At 67.9% G+C, this 14,916-nt stretch carries 13 protein-coding genes; 5 read left to right on the top strand and 8 right to left on the bottom strand.

What is annotated here, in order from left to right:
- Positions 1-297 precede the first annotated feature (297 nt).
- Together proS and MF270_RS16465 are read right to left on the bottom strand one after the other, a co-directional pair.
- On the bottom strand, positions 298-1,635 hold the full coding sequence (gene proS, locus MF270_RS16470) for a proline--tRNA ligase (RefSeq protein WP_238367003.1): 1,338 nt from the start codon (positions 1,633-1,635) through the stop codon (positions 298-300).
- A gap of 308 nt (positions 1,636-1,943) precedes the next feature.
- A complete protein-coding gene (locus tag MF270_RS16465) occupies positions 1,944-2,798 on the bottom strand; it encodes a helix-turn-helix transcriptional regulator (RefSeq protein WP_238367002.1) in 855 nt (284 codons plus the stop codon).
- 145 nt (positions 2,799-2,943) lie between these two features.
- On the opposite strand from MF270_RS16465, the gene MF270_RS16460 reads away from it, so the two are divergent.
- The 4 genes from MF270_RS16460 to MF270_RS16445 all read left to right on the top strand — a co-directional run bounded on the left by MF270_RS16460 (position 2,944) and on the right by MF270_RS16445 (position 8,655).
- Positions 2,944-4,029 carry an AI-2E family transporter gene (locus MF270_RS16460; protein ID WP_238367001.1) on the top strand — a complete coding sequence of 362 codons (1,086 nt, stop codon included), beginning with the start codon at positions 2,944-2,946 and terminating at the stop codon, positions 4,027-4,029.
- 4 nt (positions 4,030-4,033) lie between these two features.
- Positions 4,034-4,714: an HdaA/DnaA family protein gene (locus tag MF270_RS16455; protein ID WP_238367000.1), complete on the top strand. Its 681-nt coding sequence runs from the start codon at positions 4,034-4,036 to the stop codon at positions 4,712-4,714.
- Between the two features lie 91 nt (positions 4,715-4,805).
- Positions 4,806-7,019: an RNA degradosome polyphosphate kinase gene (locus MF270_RS16450; protein ID WP_238366999.1), complete on the top strand. Its 2,214-nt coding sequence runs from the start codon at positions 4,806-4,808 to the stop codon at positions 7,017-7,019.
- A gap of 88 nt (positions 7,020-7,107) precedes the next feature.
- A complete protein-coding gene (locus MF270_RS16445) occupies positions 7,108-8,655 on the top strand; it encodes a Ppx/GppA family phosphatase (protein ID WP_238366998.1) in 1,548 nt (515 codons plus the stop codon).
- A gap of 5 nt (positions 8,656-8,660) precedes the next feature.
- Here MF270_RS16445 and MF270_RS16440 read toward each other — a convergent pair whose 3' ends face one another.
- The 5 genes from MF270_RS16440 to MF270_RS16420 are packed head-to-tail and all read right to left on the bottom strand — an operon-like array spanning position 8,661 to position 11,896.
- Positions 8,661-9,023 carry a hypothetical protein gene (locus MF270_RS16440; protein ID WP_238366997.1) on the bottom strand — a complete coding sequence of 121 codons (363 nt, stop codon included), beginning with the start codon at positions 9,021-9,023 and terminating at the stop codon, positions 8,661-8,663.
- Positions 9,024-9,054: 31 nt separating this feature from the next.
- Positions 9,055-10,071, bottom strand: a complete 1,017-nt coding sequence (locus MF270_RS16435) for an endonuclease/exonuclease/phosphatase family protein (protein ID WP_238367112.1) — start codon at positions 10,069-10,071, stop codon at positions 9,055-9,057.
- An 8-nt stretch (positions 10,072-10,079) separates the two neighbouring features.
- Positions 10,080-10,763 (bottom strand): molecular chaperone DjiA, encoded by a 684-nt coding sequence (locus MF270_RS16430; protein WP_238366996.1) that lies wholly within the window; start codon positions 10,761-10,763, stop codon positions 10,080-10,082.
- A gap of 42 nt (positions 10,764-10,805) precedes the next feature.
- Positions 10,806-11,285: a GNAT family N-acetyltransferase gene (locus MF270_RS16425; protein WP_238366995.1), complete on the bottom strand. Its 480-nt coding sequence runs from the start codon at positions 11,283-11,285 to the stop codon at positions 10,806-10,808.
- Entirely contained in the window at positions 11,282-11,896 is a 615-nt protein-coding gene (locus MF270_RS16420) for a VOC family protein (RefSeq protein ID WP_238366994.1), read from the bottom strand. The genes MF270_RS16425 and MF270_RS16420 overlap by 4 nt, the downstream gene beginning before the upstream one ends.
- A 160-nt stretch (positions 11,897-12,056) precedes the next feature.
- Between MF270_RS16420 and MF270_RS16415 the strand changes: the two genes are divergently transcribed.
- Entirely contained in the window at positions 12,057-14,303 is a 2,247-nt protein-coding gene (locus MF270_RS16415; RefSeq protein ID WP_238366993.1) for a cytochrome P450/oxidoreductase, read from the top strand.
- A gap of 241 nt (positions 14,304-14,544) precedes the next feature.
- Here the strand turns inward: MF270_RS16415 and MF270_RS16410 are convergent, their stop codons facing one another.
- A complete protein-coding gene (locus MF270_RS16410) occupies positions 14,545-14,901 on the bottom strand; it encodes a VOC family protein (RefSeq protein WP_238366992.1) in 357 nt (118 codons plus the stop codon).
- Positions 14,902-14,916: the final 15 nt, after the last annotated feature.

Genomic DNA, 14,916 nt, shown 5'->3' with positions numbered 1-14,916 from the left:
CCCGTCCGGGCGCGACCCGGGCGGGGGTTTTCCGTTTCAGGGCAATGATTTATTTCTCGCCCTTGAACCGGCGTCAGAAGACGCGGAGGTCTGGTCAACCGGTGCCCCCGGGCCGCTCAAGCGCGTGCCCGCCGACGTGGATCACCAGCCCAGTCGCTACCTCAGACGCGCGGACATGGTGCCTGCTGCGACCTGTACAGGCGCCGACCCTCCGGCAAACGCCCCGGGCTTTCCATCAAACGCGCACAGCCGGCCCTGCTTGCGCGGGACCGGCCGTCTGCATCGCTTGGCGACGGATCAGAGCTTGCCGTAGATCCCGGCGATGCGCTTGACCGCCTCTTCCGGCGGCAGCTCTTCGCTCTCGCCGGTGCGGCGCGAGGTCAGTTCGACCACCCCGTTCTTCAGGCCGCGCGGGCCCACGGTGATCCGCCAGGGCAGGCCGATCAGGTCCATAGTCGCGAATTTGCCACCGGCGCGTTCGTTGGTGTCGTCATAGAGCGGCTCGAGCCCGATGGCGGTGAAGGCGGCGTAAAGCTTGTCGCAGGCCGCATCCGCCTCGGCATCGCCGGACTTGAGGTTGACGATGCCGACATGGAACGGGGTCACGCCCTCGGGCCAGATGATGCCCTTGTCGTCATGGCTCGCCTCGATGATCGCGCCCAGCAGGCGGCTGACGCCGATGCCGTGGCTACCCATGTGGACCGGGACGGGCTTGCCGTCCGGCCCCTGCACGTTCGCGTTCATCGCCTCGGAATACTTGGTGCCGAAGTAGAAGATCTGCCCGACCTCGATGCCGCGCGCGGTGCGGCGGCGCTCCTCGGGGACCTGGTTGAACACCGCCTCGTCATGGGTCTCGTCCGTGCGGGCATAGCGCGAGGTGAACTCCTCGAGCACGGCCTGGCACTGCTCGACGCTGTCGTAGTCGATCTCGCGGTCGCCGAACTTTAGATCGGTGATCTCGCTGTCGTAAAAGACCTCGGACTCGCCCGTTTCGGCCAGCACCAGGAATTCATGGGTGTAATCGCCACCGATCGGGCCGCCGTCGGCGCGCATCGGGATGGCCTGAAGGCCCATGCGTTCGTAGGTGCGCAGGTAACTGACCAGGTGCCGATTGTAGGCGTGCAGCGCGTCCTCTTTCGTGAGGTCGAAGTTGTAGCCGTCCTTCATGTAGAACTCGCGACCCCGCATCACGCCAAAGCGCGGGCGGATCTCGTCGCGGAACTTCCACTGGATGTGGTACAGCGTCAGCGGCAGGTCGCGGTAGCTGGTCACGTTCGACCGGAAGATGTCGGTGATCAGCTCTTCGTTCGTCGGGCCGTAGAGCATGTCGCGGCCATGGCGGTCGGTGATGCGCAGCATCTCGGCGCCGTAAGCGTCATAGCGCCCGCTTTCGCGCCACAGGTCGGCCGATTGCAGCGTCGGCATCAGCATCGGGATATGGCCCGCGCGCTGCTGCTCTTCGTGCACGATGTTCTCGATGTTCTTGAGCACCTTGAAGCCCAGCGGCAGCCAGGAATAGATCCCGGCGCTGGCCTGCTTGATCATGCCGGCGCGCAGCATGTAGCGGTGCGACACGATCTGCGCCTCGGCGGGCGTCTCTTTCAGAACGGGAAGGAAATAGCGGGAAAGGCGCATCCGGTCTGTCCTATTGGCTGGTCCTGCGCCTGCCTAGAGAATGCGGCCCGCAAGGGCAAGACCCGCGCGCGGGGCACAAAGCGGGCGCGGCCTGCCTTTTGGGGACAGCCGACCGCGCCCTTGGATGCCCCGGCCGTCAAGCCCTGTGAAGGGCCAGACCAGGCTCGCGCCGGGCAATTTACCGAAATCACCACCGCACGCCCGCCCGGGTCGCATCCCCGACCGGAACGATTCGGACCATGACGTGCGCGTTAACCAGGCGAAAGTGCGGGAATCCTCATACCTCACGAAAGCGTGAGGTATGCACCTCAACCCGCTGAATTTCGTGCGAAAAGCTGGTTGAGAAACGATGCCTTTGCCACCGCATGGGGGGTCGTTTCAACCCCCAATAGATCGCGCGCGCGCCTCAGGTGTTTCTCGACCGAGGACAGCGACAGCCCGGTCAGCACGCAGACGTCCTGAAGGCTCTTGCCGTCCGCGATCCATTCCAGGATCTCGCGCTGCCGGTCCGACAATTGCCCCGAGGGGACGGGCATCGGCAGCTGGCTCAGCTTGAGATGGGCAAAGTTGCACAGCGCCTCGATCGCCTCGCCCTGCGCCCGCCACAGCGCGTTGACCTCGTCCTGGCTGGTGCCCTTCGGCGCGGCAAGACCCATGGCCCCCTTGGACCGCGGCAGGGTCACGGCAAAGCTGATCGTCATCCCCGCCCGGCCCCGGCCCGCGCCCAGCTGGTCCATGGTGCGCTCTTCCTCGGGGCTCAGCCGCCCGGCCGCGCGTTCGCGCGTCACCCAGTCCCAGGGACAGGCACCGACATTCTCGCGCACCCAGCGGTAATCGGCGCTGCGCAGGTAGAGCCCCGTTTCGTGGAACGCCTTGACCTTTTCCAGCGCATGGGTCGACAGGAAGAAGGCGTCATCCGGGTCGCCGATCCCCAACCCGGTGCGGAACCGGGTAAATCCGTAGTTGACGCGCACGAACCCATAGCGACGCAGCGCGGCGGCTGTGCGCTGCCAGACCTCCTCGATCGTGCCGAGATGGGCGATGGCGAGGATCTCGTGCACCACGTCCCCGGGGGCGATCCCGGCCGCGCCGCCCAGCGCAATGGGCGGCCCCCCGCCGTCATGGCCCGGGGGCCGTGTGTGTGGATCGTCAACCTGGGTCACGCAAGGGTCTTTCGCAATTGCGCCACCATACGCCGCAGCCGGGGCCCTGTCGATGGTGCGACACCCGCGCGCCCCGGCATTTTCGGTTGAAACGGCGACGCGCAAAGGCGACATAGACAGCAACCATCGGAAAGAGGAGACGACCATGGCGCTGCCCGTCCGGGATCAGATGCGGTACTGGGGCATTGCGGCCCTGGTCTTTGCCGTGGTGCTGTGGTTCCTCGGCGATATCCTGTTGCCCTTCGTGCTGGGCGCGGCCATCGCCTATTTCCTCGACCCCCTTGCCGACCGGCTCGAGGCCGCGGGGCTGAGCCGGTCCATGGCGACCGCGACGATCACCGTCTCGGCGATCATCATCTTCGTGCTGCTGGCCATCGTGGTCGTGCCCTCGCTGGTGCGCCAGACCGGCCAGCTGATCGAGCTGGCGCCGCAGCTCTTCCGTCGCATCCCCGAGTTCCTGAACACCCATTTCCCGCAGCTGATGGAAGACGGCGGCGTGGTCCGCGAGACGCTCGCCTCGATCGGGGACACGATCAAGGAACGCGGGGCCGAGCTGATCAACACCGCGCTCAGCTCGGCCGCGTCGATCCTCAACGTGCTGATGCTGTTCGTGATCTCTCCCGTGGTGGCGGTCTACCTGCTGCTGGACTGGGACCGGATGGTGGCGCGGGTCGACACGCTGCTGCCGCGCGATCACGTGGACACGATCCGGCACCTGGCGTCGCAGATCGACCGCACGCTGGCAGGCTTCATCCGCGGCATGGGCACGGTCTGCCTGATCCTTGGCAGCTATTACGCGCTGGCGCTGTGGCTGGTGGGGTTGCAATTCGGGTTGGTCGTCGGGGTCATCGCGGGTGTGCTGACCTTCATTCCCTATGTCGGCGCCATCGTTGGCGGCGGCCTCGCCATCGGGCTGGCGCTGTTCCAGTTCTGGGGCGAATGGTACTGGATCGTCGCCGTCGCCATCATCTTCCAGGTCGGCCAGCTGATCGAGGGCAACGTGCTGACGCCCAAGCTGGTCGGCAACAGCGTCGGGCTGCACCCGGTCTGGCTGATCCTCGCCCTGTCGGTCTTTGGCGCGCTGTTCGGTTTCGTGGGCATGCTGGTCGCCGTGCCGGTTGCCGCCGCCATCGGCGTGCTGGTGCGCTTTGCCATCGACCAGTACCGGTCGAGCAGCCTCTACAAGGGCCTGACCGAAGAGGAAGAAGCCGCGCAGGACCGGGCTGGGTGATCCCATGCCAAGGCAACTGACATTCGACCTCGCCGCGAAACCGGCGCTGGGCCGCGAGGATTTCTTTGTCTCGCCGGCCAATGCCGTGGCCGTGGCGCAGATCGGCACCTGGCCGGGCTGGCCCGGCAACAAGCTGGCGCTGATCGGACCCGAGGGGTCGGGCAAGACCCACCTCGCCCATGTCTGGGCCGCCACCAGCGGCGCGCGGATCGTGCCGGCCGCCGCGCTGGCCGAGGCGGATGTGCCCGCGCTGGCAAGCGGCCCCGTCGCGATCGAGGACGTGCCCGCCATCGCCGGCGACGGCGCGGCGCAGCGCACGCTCTTTCACCTGCACAACCTCGTGCTGGCCAATGGCCAGTCGCTGCTGGTGACGGGCCGTGGCGAGCCGGCATTCTGGGGCCTGACCCTGCCCGACCTCGCCAGCCGGATGCAGGGCACGCCGACCGTCGGGCTGAACCCGCCCGACGACGCGCTGCTGGGCGCGGTGATCCTCAAGCTCTTTGCCGATCAGCAACTTGCCCCGCCGCCCGATGTCATCGCCTACCTCGTGACCCGGATCGAGCGCAGCTTTGCCTCTGCCCAATCGGTGGTCGCGCGGCTCGACGCCGCCTCGATGGCGGACAAGCGCCCATTGACCCGCGCCTACGTGGGCCGATTGCTGGACAATTCCGCCCAAAACGGGTGAAATGTCATGCAGATGTCACGGGGCTGTCGCATGACGCCCCAGAGGCCCGGCGCCTCTGCCAGACACACGCACAAGACCCCACGAGGACCCGATGAAGGACGCGACGCCCGACGCACCGACCGAAGAGAGCCACCAGGTGCAGATGGCCGATTTCCTGAAGGCGCCCCTGCCCACGCCGACCGAGATGCCCGATCTCGACCTCGAGGGGCCGGGCCGGTTCCACAACCGGGAACTCAGCTGGCTGGGCTTCAACTGGCGGGTGCTGGAAGAGGCGGACAACCCCCGCGTGCCGCTGCTGGAACGGCTGCGCTTTTTGTCGATCTCGGCCACCAACCTCGACGAATTCTACACCGTCCGCGTCGCCGGCCTGCGCGAACTGGCCCGCGCCGGCAACACCACCCCCGCCATCGACGGGCTCTCGCCCGCCGAGCAGCTGGTGCTGATCAACGCCGACGCCCGCGACCTGATGGAGCGCCAGCAGGAGGTGCTGACCAGCCTGCGCTGCGAGATGGAGGCGGCGAACCTGTCGATCCTGGCGCGCGGCGACCTGCAGGCGGACGACCTGCCCTATCTCGAAGAGGTGTTCCTCAACCGGGTCTTCCCGGTGCTCTCGCCACTGGCGATCGACCCGGCGCACCCGTTCCCGTTCATCCCGAACACCGGCTACTGCCTGGCGCTGCAACTGGAACGCAAGCGCGACAGCCGTGCGCTGCAGGCGCTGCTGCCGATTCCGGCGCAGATCGACCGTTTCGTCACCCTGCCCTCCGATCCGGGCTGCTTCCGCTTCCTGCCGCTCGAGGAACTGTTGCTGCTGCACCTGCCCAAGCTCTTCCCGGGCTACGAGATGCAGGGCTACTGCACCTTTCGCGTGCTGCGCGACAGCGACCTGGAACTGGAGGAAGAGGCCGAGGACCTGGTGCGCGAATTCGAAACCGCGCTGAAACGCCGCCGCCGGGGCGAGGTGGTGCGCATGAAGATCAGCGCCGGCGCCCCCAAACGCCTGCGCGAGGTGATCGAACGCGAGCTGCACGTGCAGGGCGACGAGATCATCGAGGTCGACGGCATGATCGGCATCTCGGATGTCGGCCAGCTGGTGATCGACGCCCGGCCAGACCTGCTGTGGCCCAGCTTTACCCCCCGCACGCCGGAACGGGTGACCGACCACGACGGCGACATGTTCGCCGCGATCCGCCGCAAGGACATGCTGCTGCATCACCCCTACGAGAGCTTCGGGATGGTGATCCGGTTCCTGCAGCAGGCCGCCCGCGACCCGGACGTGGTGGCGATCAAGCAGACGCTCTACCGCACCTCCAAGAACTCGCCCATCGTCGAGGCGCTGTGCGAGGCGGCCGAGGACGGCAAGTCGGTCACCGCGCTGGTCGAGCTGAAGGCGCGGTTCGACGAGGCCGCGAACATCCGCCAGTCGCGGCGGCTGGAACGGTCGGGCGCGCATGTGGTCTATGGCTTCATCGACCTGAAAACACATGCGAAAATCTCGACCGTGGTGCGGCGCGAGGGCGACAACCTGGTCACCTACACCCATTACGGCACCGGCAATTACCACCCGATCACGGCGCGGATCTACACCGACCTGTCGTTGTTCACCTGTGACGCGGCGCTGGGGCGCGACGCCACCAAGGTCTTCAACTTCCTGTCCGGCTATGCCCAGCCCGAGGGGCTGGAGAACCTGTCGATCTCGCCCGACATGATGAAGACCAAGCTGATCGCGCTGATCGAGGCCGAGGCCGAGCATGCCCGCGCCGGGCGGCCGGCGCGGATCTGGGCCAAGATGAACTCGATCATCGAGCCACAGGTGATCGACGCGCTTTATGCGGCGAGCCAGGCGGGGGTGCGCATCGACCTCGTGATCCGCGGCATCTGCGGGCTGCGGCCCGGCATCCGGGGCCTGTCGGAGAACATCCGCGTCAAGTCCATCGTCGGGCGGTTTCTTGAACACAGCCGCATCGTCTGTTTCGGCAACGGCCATGGACTGCCCTCGCCCGAGGCGCGGGTGTTCATGTCCTCCGCCGACTGGATGGGGCGCAACCTCAACCGCCGGGTCGAGACGCTGGTCGAGGCGACGAACCCCACGGTCAAGGCGCAGATCGTCGAACAGATCATGGCCGCCAACCTTGCCGACGTGGCGCAGAGCTGGGTGATGAAGCCCGACGGCCATTTCACCCGCGCGCCCCTGGCCGAGGGGGAGTTCGCCTTTTCCTGCCACCGTTTCTTCATGGAAAACCCGTCGCTGTCGGGCCGCGGCAAGGCGGGTGCCGGGGACGTGCCGAAACTGACCCACGATTGACCGAAGGTCGGGCGGCGGGGTGCATTGACCCTGCCCCTCCGCTGTCGCATGGTCGGACAAAGGCCAGCCGGAAGTGAGACGCTGCACCATGAACGAGGTTGCGAACCGCGACTGGGAGCTGTTCGGACGGCCCCTTTACGACGACCCCGCCGCACGGCGCCTTGCCCGGGTGGGCGTGCTGGACGTCGGGTCGAACTCGGTCCGGATGGTGGTGTTCGACGGTGCCGCGCGCAGCCCCGCCTATTTCTTCAACGAAAAGGTCATGGCCGCGCTGGGGGCTGGCCTGGGAGAGACCGGCCGGTTGAACCCCGAGGGCCGCGTGCGCGCGCTGTCGGCCATCCACCGCTTTCAGACCATCGCCGAAGGGCTTGGAATCGCGCCGCTTTCCGCCGTCGCCACTGCCGCCGTACGGGACGCCGAAGACGGGCAGGAATTCCGCGACGAGGTGCTGGCAAAGACCGGCCTCCACCTGCATGTCATCGACGGTGAGGAGGAGGCGCGGCTGTCGGCCCAGGGCGTTCTGCTGGGCTGGCCCGAGGCGCGCGGCCTAGTCTGCGACATCGGCGGCTCGTCGATGGAGCTGGCCGAGATCGGCAACGGAGAGGTCGGGCGGCGTGTCACATCCGGCCTCGGGCCACTCAAGCTAAAAGCCATTCCCGGTGGCAAGAAGGCCCGCGCCAAGTACATCCGCGACGTGATCGAGGGGCTGCAGGCGCGGATCGAACCGAAATACGACCGGCTGTTCCTGGTCGGTGGCTCCTGGCGCGCCATCGCCCGGATCGACATGGAACGGCGCGGCTACCCGCTGCACGTCCAGCACGAATACCGCATGTCGGTGAAGGCCTGCCGCGAGACGATCAAGTTCATCCAGAAGAACGACCTCGAGGAGTTGCGCCTGCGCTGCTCGATCTCGACCGCGCGGATGTCGCTGGTGCCGCTCGCGTCGGAAGTGCTGCGCGTGCTGGTCGGGCATTTTTCGCCCAAGGAGATCGCGGTGTCGTCTTACGGCATCCGCGAGGGGCTGCTGTTCGAGAAGATGCCGCAGGACCTGCGCGACCGCGACCCGCTGATCGAGGCCTGCCGCTTTGCCGAGCAGAAAGACGCCCGCGTCCCCGGCTTTGGCCGCGTGCTCTACCGCTTCATCGAGCCGCTGTTCCGACATGCCCGGCCCGAGCGCAAGCGCATCATCCAGGCCGCCTGCCTGCTGCATGACGTCAGCTGGCGCGCCCACCCCGATTACCGGGCCGAGGTGACCTTCGACAACGCCACCCGCGCCAACCTTGGCGGGCTGAAGCATTCCGAACGCGTCTACCTGGGCCTGTCGCTGCTGCACCGCTACCGCAACAGCCGCGACGGGTCCCCCTATGCCGAGCTTTTCAGGCTGCTGGACCCGGCGGACGTGCACCAGGCCGAAGTGGTCGGCAAGGCCATGCGTTTCGGCGCGATGATGTGGCTGACCGACCATGCCGCCCCCGGCGAGCTGCGCTGGCGGCCCAAGAAAAAGGTGCTGGAGCTGGAACTGGCCGAACGGGCCGCGCCGCTCTTCGGCGAGGTCGCGCTGGCACGGTTCCAGTCGCTGGCCAAGGCGCTGGGGGCCGAGGATACCTCGGTCTCGATCCACCGCGACAAGGACTGACGCGTCTACAGCTCGATCTCTTCGGGCGGCGCGATCATCGGGGCGCGGCGCGGCAGCGGCGGCGCCTCGGGCTTGCGGCGGATGAGGATATCACCGTTGGGCAGCACCTCGGGCGCTTCGTAAACGCTCCAATCCTCCACCTCGGCAAGGAGCTCCCGCAGGGCCGGCCCCATCTCGGTGGCGAAATCACGCAGCGCAGGGCCGAAGTCGTCCATCAAGAGGTCCAACTCGCGCAGCGCCGGCTCCATTTCCTCGTGCAAGCCGTCAAAGAACAGCTGCAACCCACGTTTCATCAGGTCCGACCCCTCCTCCTGCGCGGCGGCAGGCAGGGGCAAGGCGATCAGGGCGGCAAGGACAAGCTGTTTCATGCCCCTTAAGATGGGCCCGGCCCCGCCGGTTTCAAAGGGCCAGGTCGACCGAGACCGGGAAATGGTCCGAGGCCGTCAAAAGCGCATCGTGCAGCTCGGGCGTGTTGTAGCAGACCGGGTCCTCGAACGGATGCCAGATGCGCCAGCGCGGATCGGCGGTCCGCAGGTCGGGCGAGATCATCACGTAGTCGAGCAGCGCCTGCAGGTACCGCTCCTCCGCCCCGATGTAGAACCGGGCCGAGGTCGGCTGCGCGGCCAGTTTGCCGCTGAGCGCCCGCGCGGCATTGGGATCGTAAAGGCAGGGGCCGCCATCCTCGCCCATCACGATCTCGACCGAGGAGCGGCCGAAGAGGTCTTCGTATTCGTCCAGCCCCGGTCCGTCGTTCAGATCGCCCAGAACGATCACGCTCTCGCCCGCGTTCAGATGCGCCGCCACCCGTTCGCGCAGCCAGATCGCCTGCGCCAGCTGCTTGCGCCGGTTCGAAATCGACAGGCGCATGATCTCGTCGCGGTTGGTCGCCCCATGCGGCGCCTTGGACTTCAGATGCGCGCCGATCATGCGGATGTCGCGCCCCCGCACCTGCATCGCCACCTCGAGCGGCGGCTTGGAAAACACCACCCGGTCGGCCCGCGTATCCACGTCCAGGTCGATCCGGTACTGCCCGTCAAAGCGCGGCGCCTCGCCCGCGCCGCCTTCGGGCAGGCCGATGGGGTCGTGCCGGGCGTCGATCACGTATGGGTCGTAAAGCAGCGAGATTTCCTGCTGCGTCTGGTTGGGAAAACCGATCAGCGCCTTTTTCGCGCGCAGGTCCATCAGTTTCGCGAAGTTTTCCAACGCCCTCACGCCGTCGCGGCGCGCATGGGTGTCCGGCGCCTCGATCACCATGATCGCGTCGGCGTCGAGCGCGGTGAACACGATGCCCAGGGCGGCGAGCTGGTCGGCCCGGGTCACGTCGCGCCGCGCGGACCAGCCGTCGTCGGCCAGCGGCTGGCCCGCGTCGTCAAAGAGCGAATCGAACCATTCCACGTTGTAGGTCGCGATGCGGATGGGCCGCGTCATCCGACGCTTTCCGCCTGGATCGCCTCCCAGGCGCGGTTGATGTCGACCATGCGCCGCTCGGCCAGTTTCACCGCCTCTTCGGGCACGCCGCGGGCGATCATCCGGTCCGGGTGGCTCTCGCGCACCATGCGCCGCCAGGCGCTGCGGATCTCGTCCATGGGGGTGTCGGGGCTGACGCCCAGCACAGTGTAGGGGTCGGGCTCGGCCTCGGGCACGAACCGCGCGCGCAGCGCCGCGAACTCGGATTTCGGCAGGCCGAAGATCTCGGCCACGTTCTGCAGGAACGCGTCTTCGGCCGGATGGTATTCGCCATCGGCCACCGCGATGTGGAAAAGCCCCTCGAGCAGGTCGCAAAGTGTCGGCGTGCCCGGGCCGAACATCCCCTTGATCCGGCGGGCATATTCCTCGTAGCCCGCGACGTCGCGCCGGGCGAGGTCAAAGACGCGGGCCGCGCCCGCCTCGTCTTCGGCCGCGATCTGGAAGACGTCGCGAAACGCCGTCACCTCGTCGCGGGTCACAAGGCCATCGGCCTTGGCCATCTTGGCCCCAAGGGCAATCACCGCGATGGTGAAGGCCACGCTGCGCTCGGGCGGGGTGCGCAGGCGGTCGAACACCGCCGACAGGCTCTCGCCCTTGGCCAGTGCCTGCAAGGCTTCGGTGATGCGGGTCCAGATCGACATGGGCTCAGAATACCCCTGCGGCGCGCCAAAGTCAGTGCGACATCAGAGAATTTTCTGCATCAACACGAGGTCGATCCAGCGGTCGAACTTGCGCCCGACCTCGGGGATGACCCATCGGATGTCGAACCCCATGGCGGCATGGAAGGCCACGCCCGCCGCGTTTTCGGCGCTGACGCCGGCCATCAGGGCATGGACGCCCTCGGCCCGGCCCACGTCAAACAGCCGCTCCATCAGCGCGCGGCCCGCGCCCTTGCCCCGCGCCTCGGGGGACAGGATGATCGTGTGTTCCTTGGAGTGGCGGTAGCCCGGGCCCGAGCGAAAAGGGAAATAGGTCGCGAATCCCAGCACCTTGCCGTCGTCTTCGGCCACCTGGAAAGCGGCGCCGCGGGCGGAGATATCGGCGGCCACGCCGCTTTCGGTCTTCAACTCGGTCGAAAAGGTGACGGTGGTCGCTTCGATCACCGGGTTCCAGAAGGCGACGATCTGGCCCGCATCCCCGGGCCGCGCGGGGCGGACGATCATTGCAGCGACCGCACGCCCGCGGGGGTGTCGAACTCGGCCAGGAACTCGGGCACCGGGCCGCTTTCGATGCGGATGCGCGGGTCGGTCACGCGGCGGCGCATGATCTCGCTGAGGGCCGCCGCGTCGGGGCTGGCCACCGTAAGCTGCCGCAAGACGCAGCCGCTGTCAGACAGCGTGACCGATGGGTGCGCCGTGCCCTCCCATTCGATGAAGGCCGGGAAGGCGCCGTCAAAGGGCATCTGCCCGTCGTCCGGCACGGTGATCCGCCAGCTGAGATCGCCGCGGCTGACCGCCACCGCGCCACCGGCCTTTTCGGTGCAGGTGGCCAGCTCGGCCTCGATGTCATGGGTGCGGCAGATCCAGTTGGTCAGCCGCGCCGGACCCGCGAAATCGTCCAGCCCGAACCAGCGCGCCCGCCCCGGCGGCGGCGCCACAGGATCGACGGCAATCGCTTCGAGGTACAGCCCCTCACCGAGGCCCAGCAGCCGGTTCCAGGTGCCGAAAAGCGCATGTTTCCCGCCGGGCTGCATGCGCACGCCCAGCGCAGATTCCACGTGCTCCACCGCCGCCTCGAGTGTTTCGCCCGATACGGCCAGGTGATCCAATTCCATCGATGTGCCCCAAACTCTTGGTCTTCAGGCAGATTTTTGGCCGCGTTCCCGGAAAAATCCAGTCAATTCGACAGGCCCGCGACCTTTGCCGCAGCGGCAGGCCGCGTTGACGCCCCTGTGGCCCCCGGATAGCCTTTGCGCGATGCGAGGGAGGCAGGACATGGACGGACACCAGGCAACGGGCGCCGAAGGCTGCCCCTTTCACGCGCAGGCGGCGGCGTTCGACCCGTTCGACACCCCCTACCAGGCCGACCCGGCCGAGGCCCTGCGCTGGTCGCGCGAGCAGCTGCCGGTCTTTTTCGCGCCCAGGCTCGGTTACTGGGTGGTCAGCCGTTACGACGACATCAAGGCGGTCTTTCGCGACAACATCACCTATTCGCCCTGCATCGTGCTGGAAAAGATCACCCCGGTGCGGCCCGAGGCGCTCGAGATCCTCAAGGGCTACGATTTCGCGCTGAACCGCACCCTGGTGAACGAGGACGAGCCCGCCCATATGGCCCGCCGCCGCGCGCTGATGGAGCATTTCATCCCCGAGAACCTCGAACCCCGCGCCGCGCGCATCCGTGCGCTGACCGCAGAGCGGATCGACCGGTTCATCAACCGCGGCCGGGCGGAACTGGTGGGCGATCTGCTGTACGAGGTGCCACTGGCCGTGGCCCTGGATTTCCTCGGGGTTCCGGAGGATGATTTCGAGACCTTCAAGCGGTTCTCCGTCGCCCACACGGTCAACACCTGGGGCCGGCCCAGCCCCGAAGAGCAGTTGGAAGTCGCCCATTCGGTCGGCAAGTTCTGGCGTTACGCCGGTGAGGTGCTCGACCGGATGCGGGCCGAGCCCGACGGGCCCGGCTGGATGCATTACGCGATCCGCCAGAACGCGGTGATGCCGGATGTGGTGACCGACAATTACCTGCATTCGATGATGATGGCGATCATCGTGGCGGCGCATGAGACGACCTCGCTGGCCTCGGCCAACATGTTCCGGCTGATGCTGACGCATCGCCAGGCCTGGGAGGATGTCTGCGCCGACCCGTCGCTGATCCCCAACGCGGTCGAGGAATGTTTGCGCCATGCGGGGTCCGTCGTGGCCTGGCGGCGGCAGGTGACCACGCCGGCGCGCCTTGGCGGGGTGGACCTGCCCGAGGGCGCCAAGCTGCTGATCGTGACGGCCAGCGCCAACCATGATCCGCGCCATTTCGAAGAGCCGGACCGCTTTGACATCATGCGCGAGAACACGACCGATCACCTGACCTTCGGCTACGGGTCGCATCAATGCATGGGCAAGAACATCGGCCGGATGGAGATGCGGATCTTTCTCGAGGAGATGTCGCGCCGCATCCCCGGCCTGCGGCTGTCCGAGCAGGACTTCTCCTACCTGCCCAACACCTCGTTCCGGGGCCCCGAGGCGGTGCATGTCGACTGGGACGTCAGCGCGCTGCCCGCGCAGGTCGGCGCCCCGCGCGACTTTGCCGTCGGCGCGCCTGCGCGGCGGGACGTGTCTCGTCCCGTGAGGGTGACGTCAGTGCGGCAGGAGGCGGAGGGCGTGCTGGGCGTCACGCTCGAGGACGCGCGCGGCCGCCCCCTGCCCGGCTGGTCCCCCGGCGCGCATGTAGAGCTGAGCTTTGGCGGGTTCGACCGGAAGTATTCACTCTGCGGCCGCGATGGCGCCTGGGACATTGCGATCCTGCGCGAAGACGCCGGGCGCGGCGGGTCAGCCGCCCTGCATGACGGCCTGCGGCCGGGGACCGAACTGCGGCTGCGCGGCCCCTCGAACCTCTTCCGCCTCGACGAGACGGCGCCGGCGTACCTGCTGATCGCGGGCGGCATCGGCATCACGCCGATCCTCGCCATGGCCGACCGGCTGGCGGCCCTGGGCAAGCCCTTCGCGCTGCATTACGCGGGGCGCTCGCGGGTCCGGATGGCGCTGCTGGGCCGCGCCAAGGCGCTGGGCGCGGTGCTGCACGTATCGAACGACGGCGGGCGCTGCGACCTGGCGGCGCTGGTCGCCGGGCGGAGCCCCGGTGCGCAGGTCTATGCCTGCGGGCCGGGCCGGATGATCGAGGCACTCGAGGCGCTGGACCTGCCCGAGGGCGCGCTGCATGTCGAGCGGTTCGAGGCAGCGCCCCGGCCCGCCGGCGCCACGGACGAGGCCTTCCGCGTCGCCCTCGCCGATAGCGGGCTCGAGCTGGAGGTGCCAGCGGGTCGCAGCCTGCTGGACGTGGTGCAGGCCGCCGGGATCGACCTGGCCTGCGATTGCCGCGAGGGGATCTGCGGCTCCTGCGAGGTGGCGGTGCTGGAGGGCACGCCCGACCATCGCGATGCCGTGCTCACGAAGGCCGAACGCACCGAGGGGCGGCGCATGATGGCCTGCTGTTCCCGCGCAAAGGGGCGGCTGGTGCTCGGCCTCTGATCCGGCGGTGCGCCGCTGGCGCACAGGTCCGTTTGCGCCTCATCACGCAGGCCTTGGGGGCGCTGCCCCCAAACCCCCGGAGTTTATCGGCACAATGAAATTGGATCAGAGGGCGGAAGTGGCGAGGGGCGCGATGGCGGCCAGGACCGTGGGGTAGAAACCGGACGCGAGACGACAGGGTCGCCGATGCGGAGCGACCCGCGGGCCCAAGCCATGCCCGAGAAGTTCGGCGGGCCTTACTTCATGCAGGCGGCTCCCAAAGTTCGATCGGATTGCCCTCGGGGTCGTGGATGCGGGCAAAGCGGCCAACCTCGGGGTGGTCCCATTCCTCGGGGCGGGTTTCGGCCTCGATCCCGGCAGCAGCCAGCCGGGCCAGGAGGTCGTCGAGGCCGGTGACCCTCAGGTTCAGCATCCATTGGGTGCGTTCGGGCCAGTAATCGGTGTCGGCCTTGAAGGGGGCGAAGACGGTCGGCCCGGCCTCTTGCGGCCAGACCGGGTCGCCGCCGACGCCGAGGTGCGTCGCGTACCAGGCGGCCAGCGTCTGCGGGTCGCGGGCGCGAAAGAAGAGCCCGCCGATCCCCGTCACCTTGCCCGTCATCTGCTGCCCTCCCGC

This window comes from Mesobacterium pallidum (assembly GCF_019966535.1).
Classification (GTDB): Bacteria; Pseudomonadota; Alphaproteobacteria; order Rhodobacterales; family Rhodobacteraceae; genus Mesobacterium; species Mesobacterium pallidum.
Note: the sequence above shows the minus strand (reverse complement) of the source record. Positions and strands in the feature narration are given on the sequence as shown.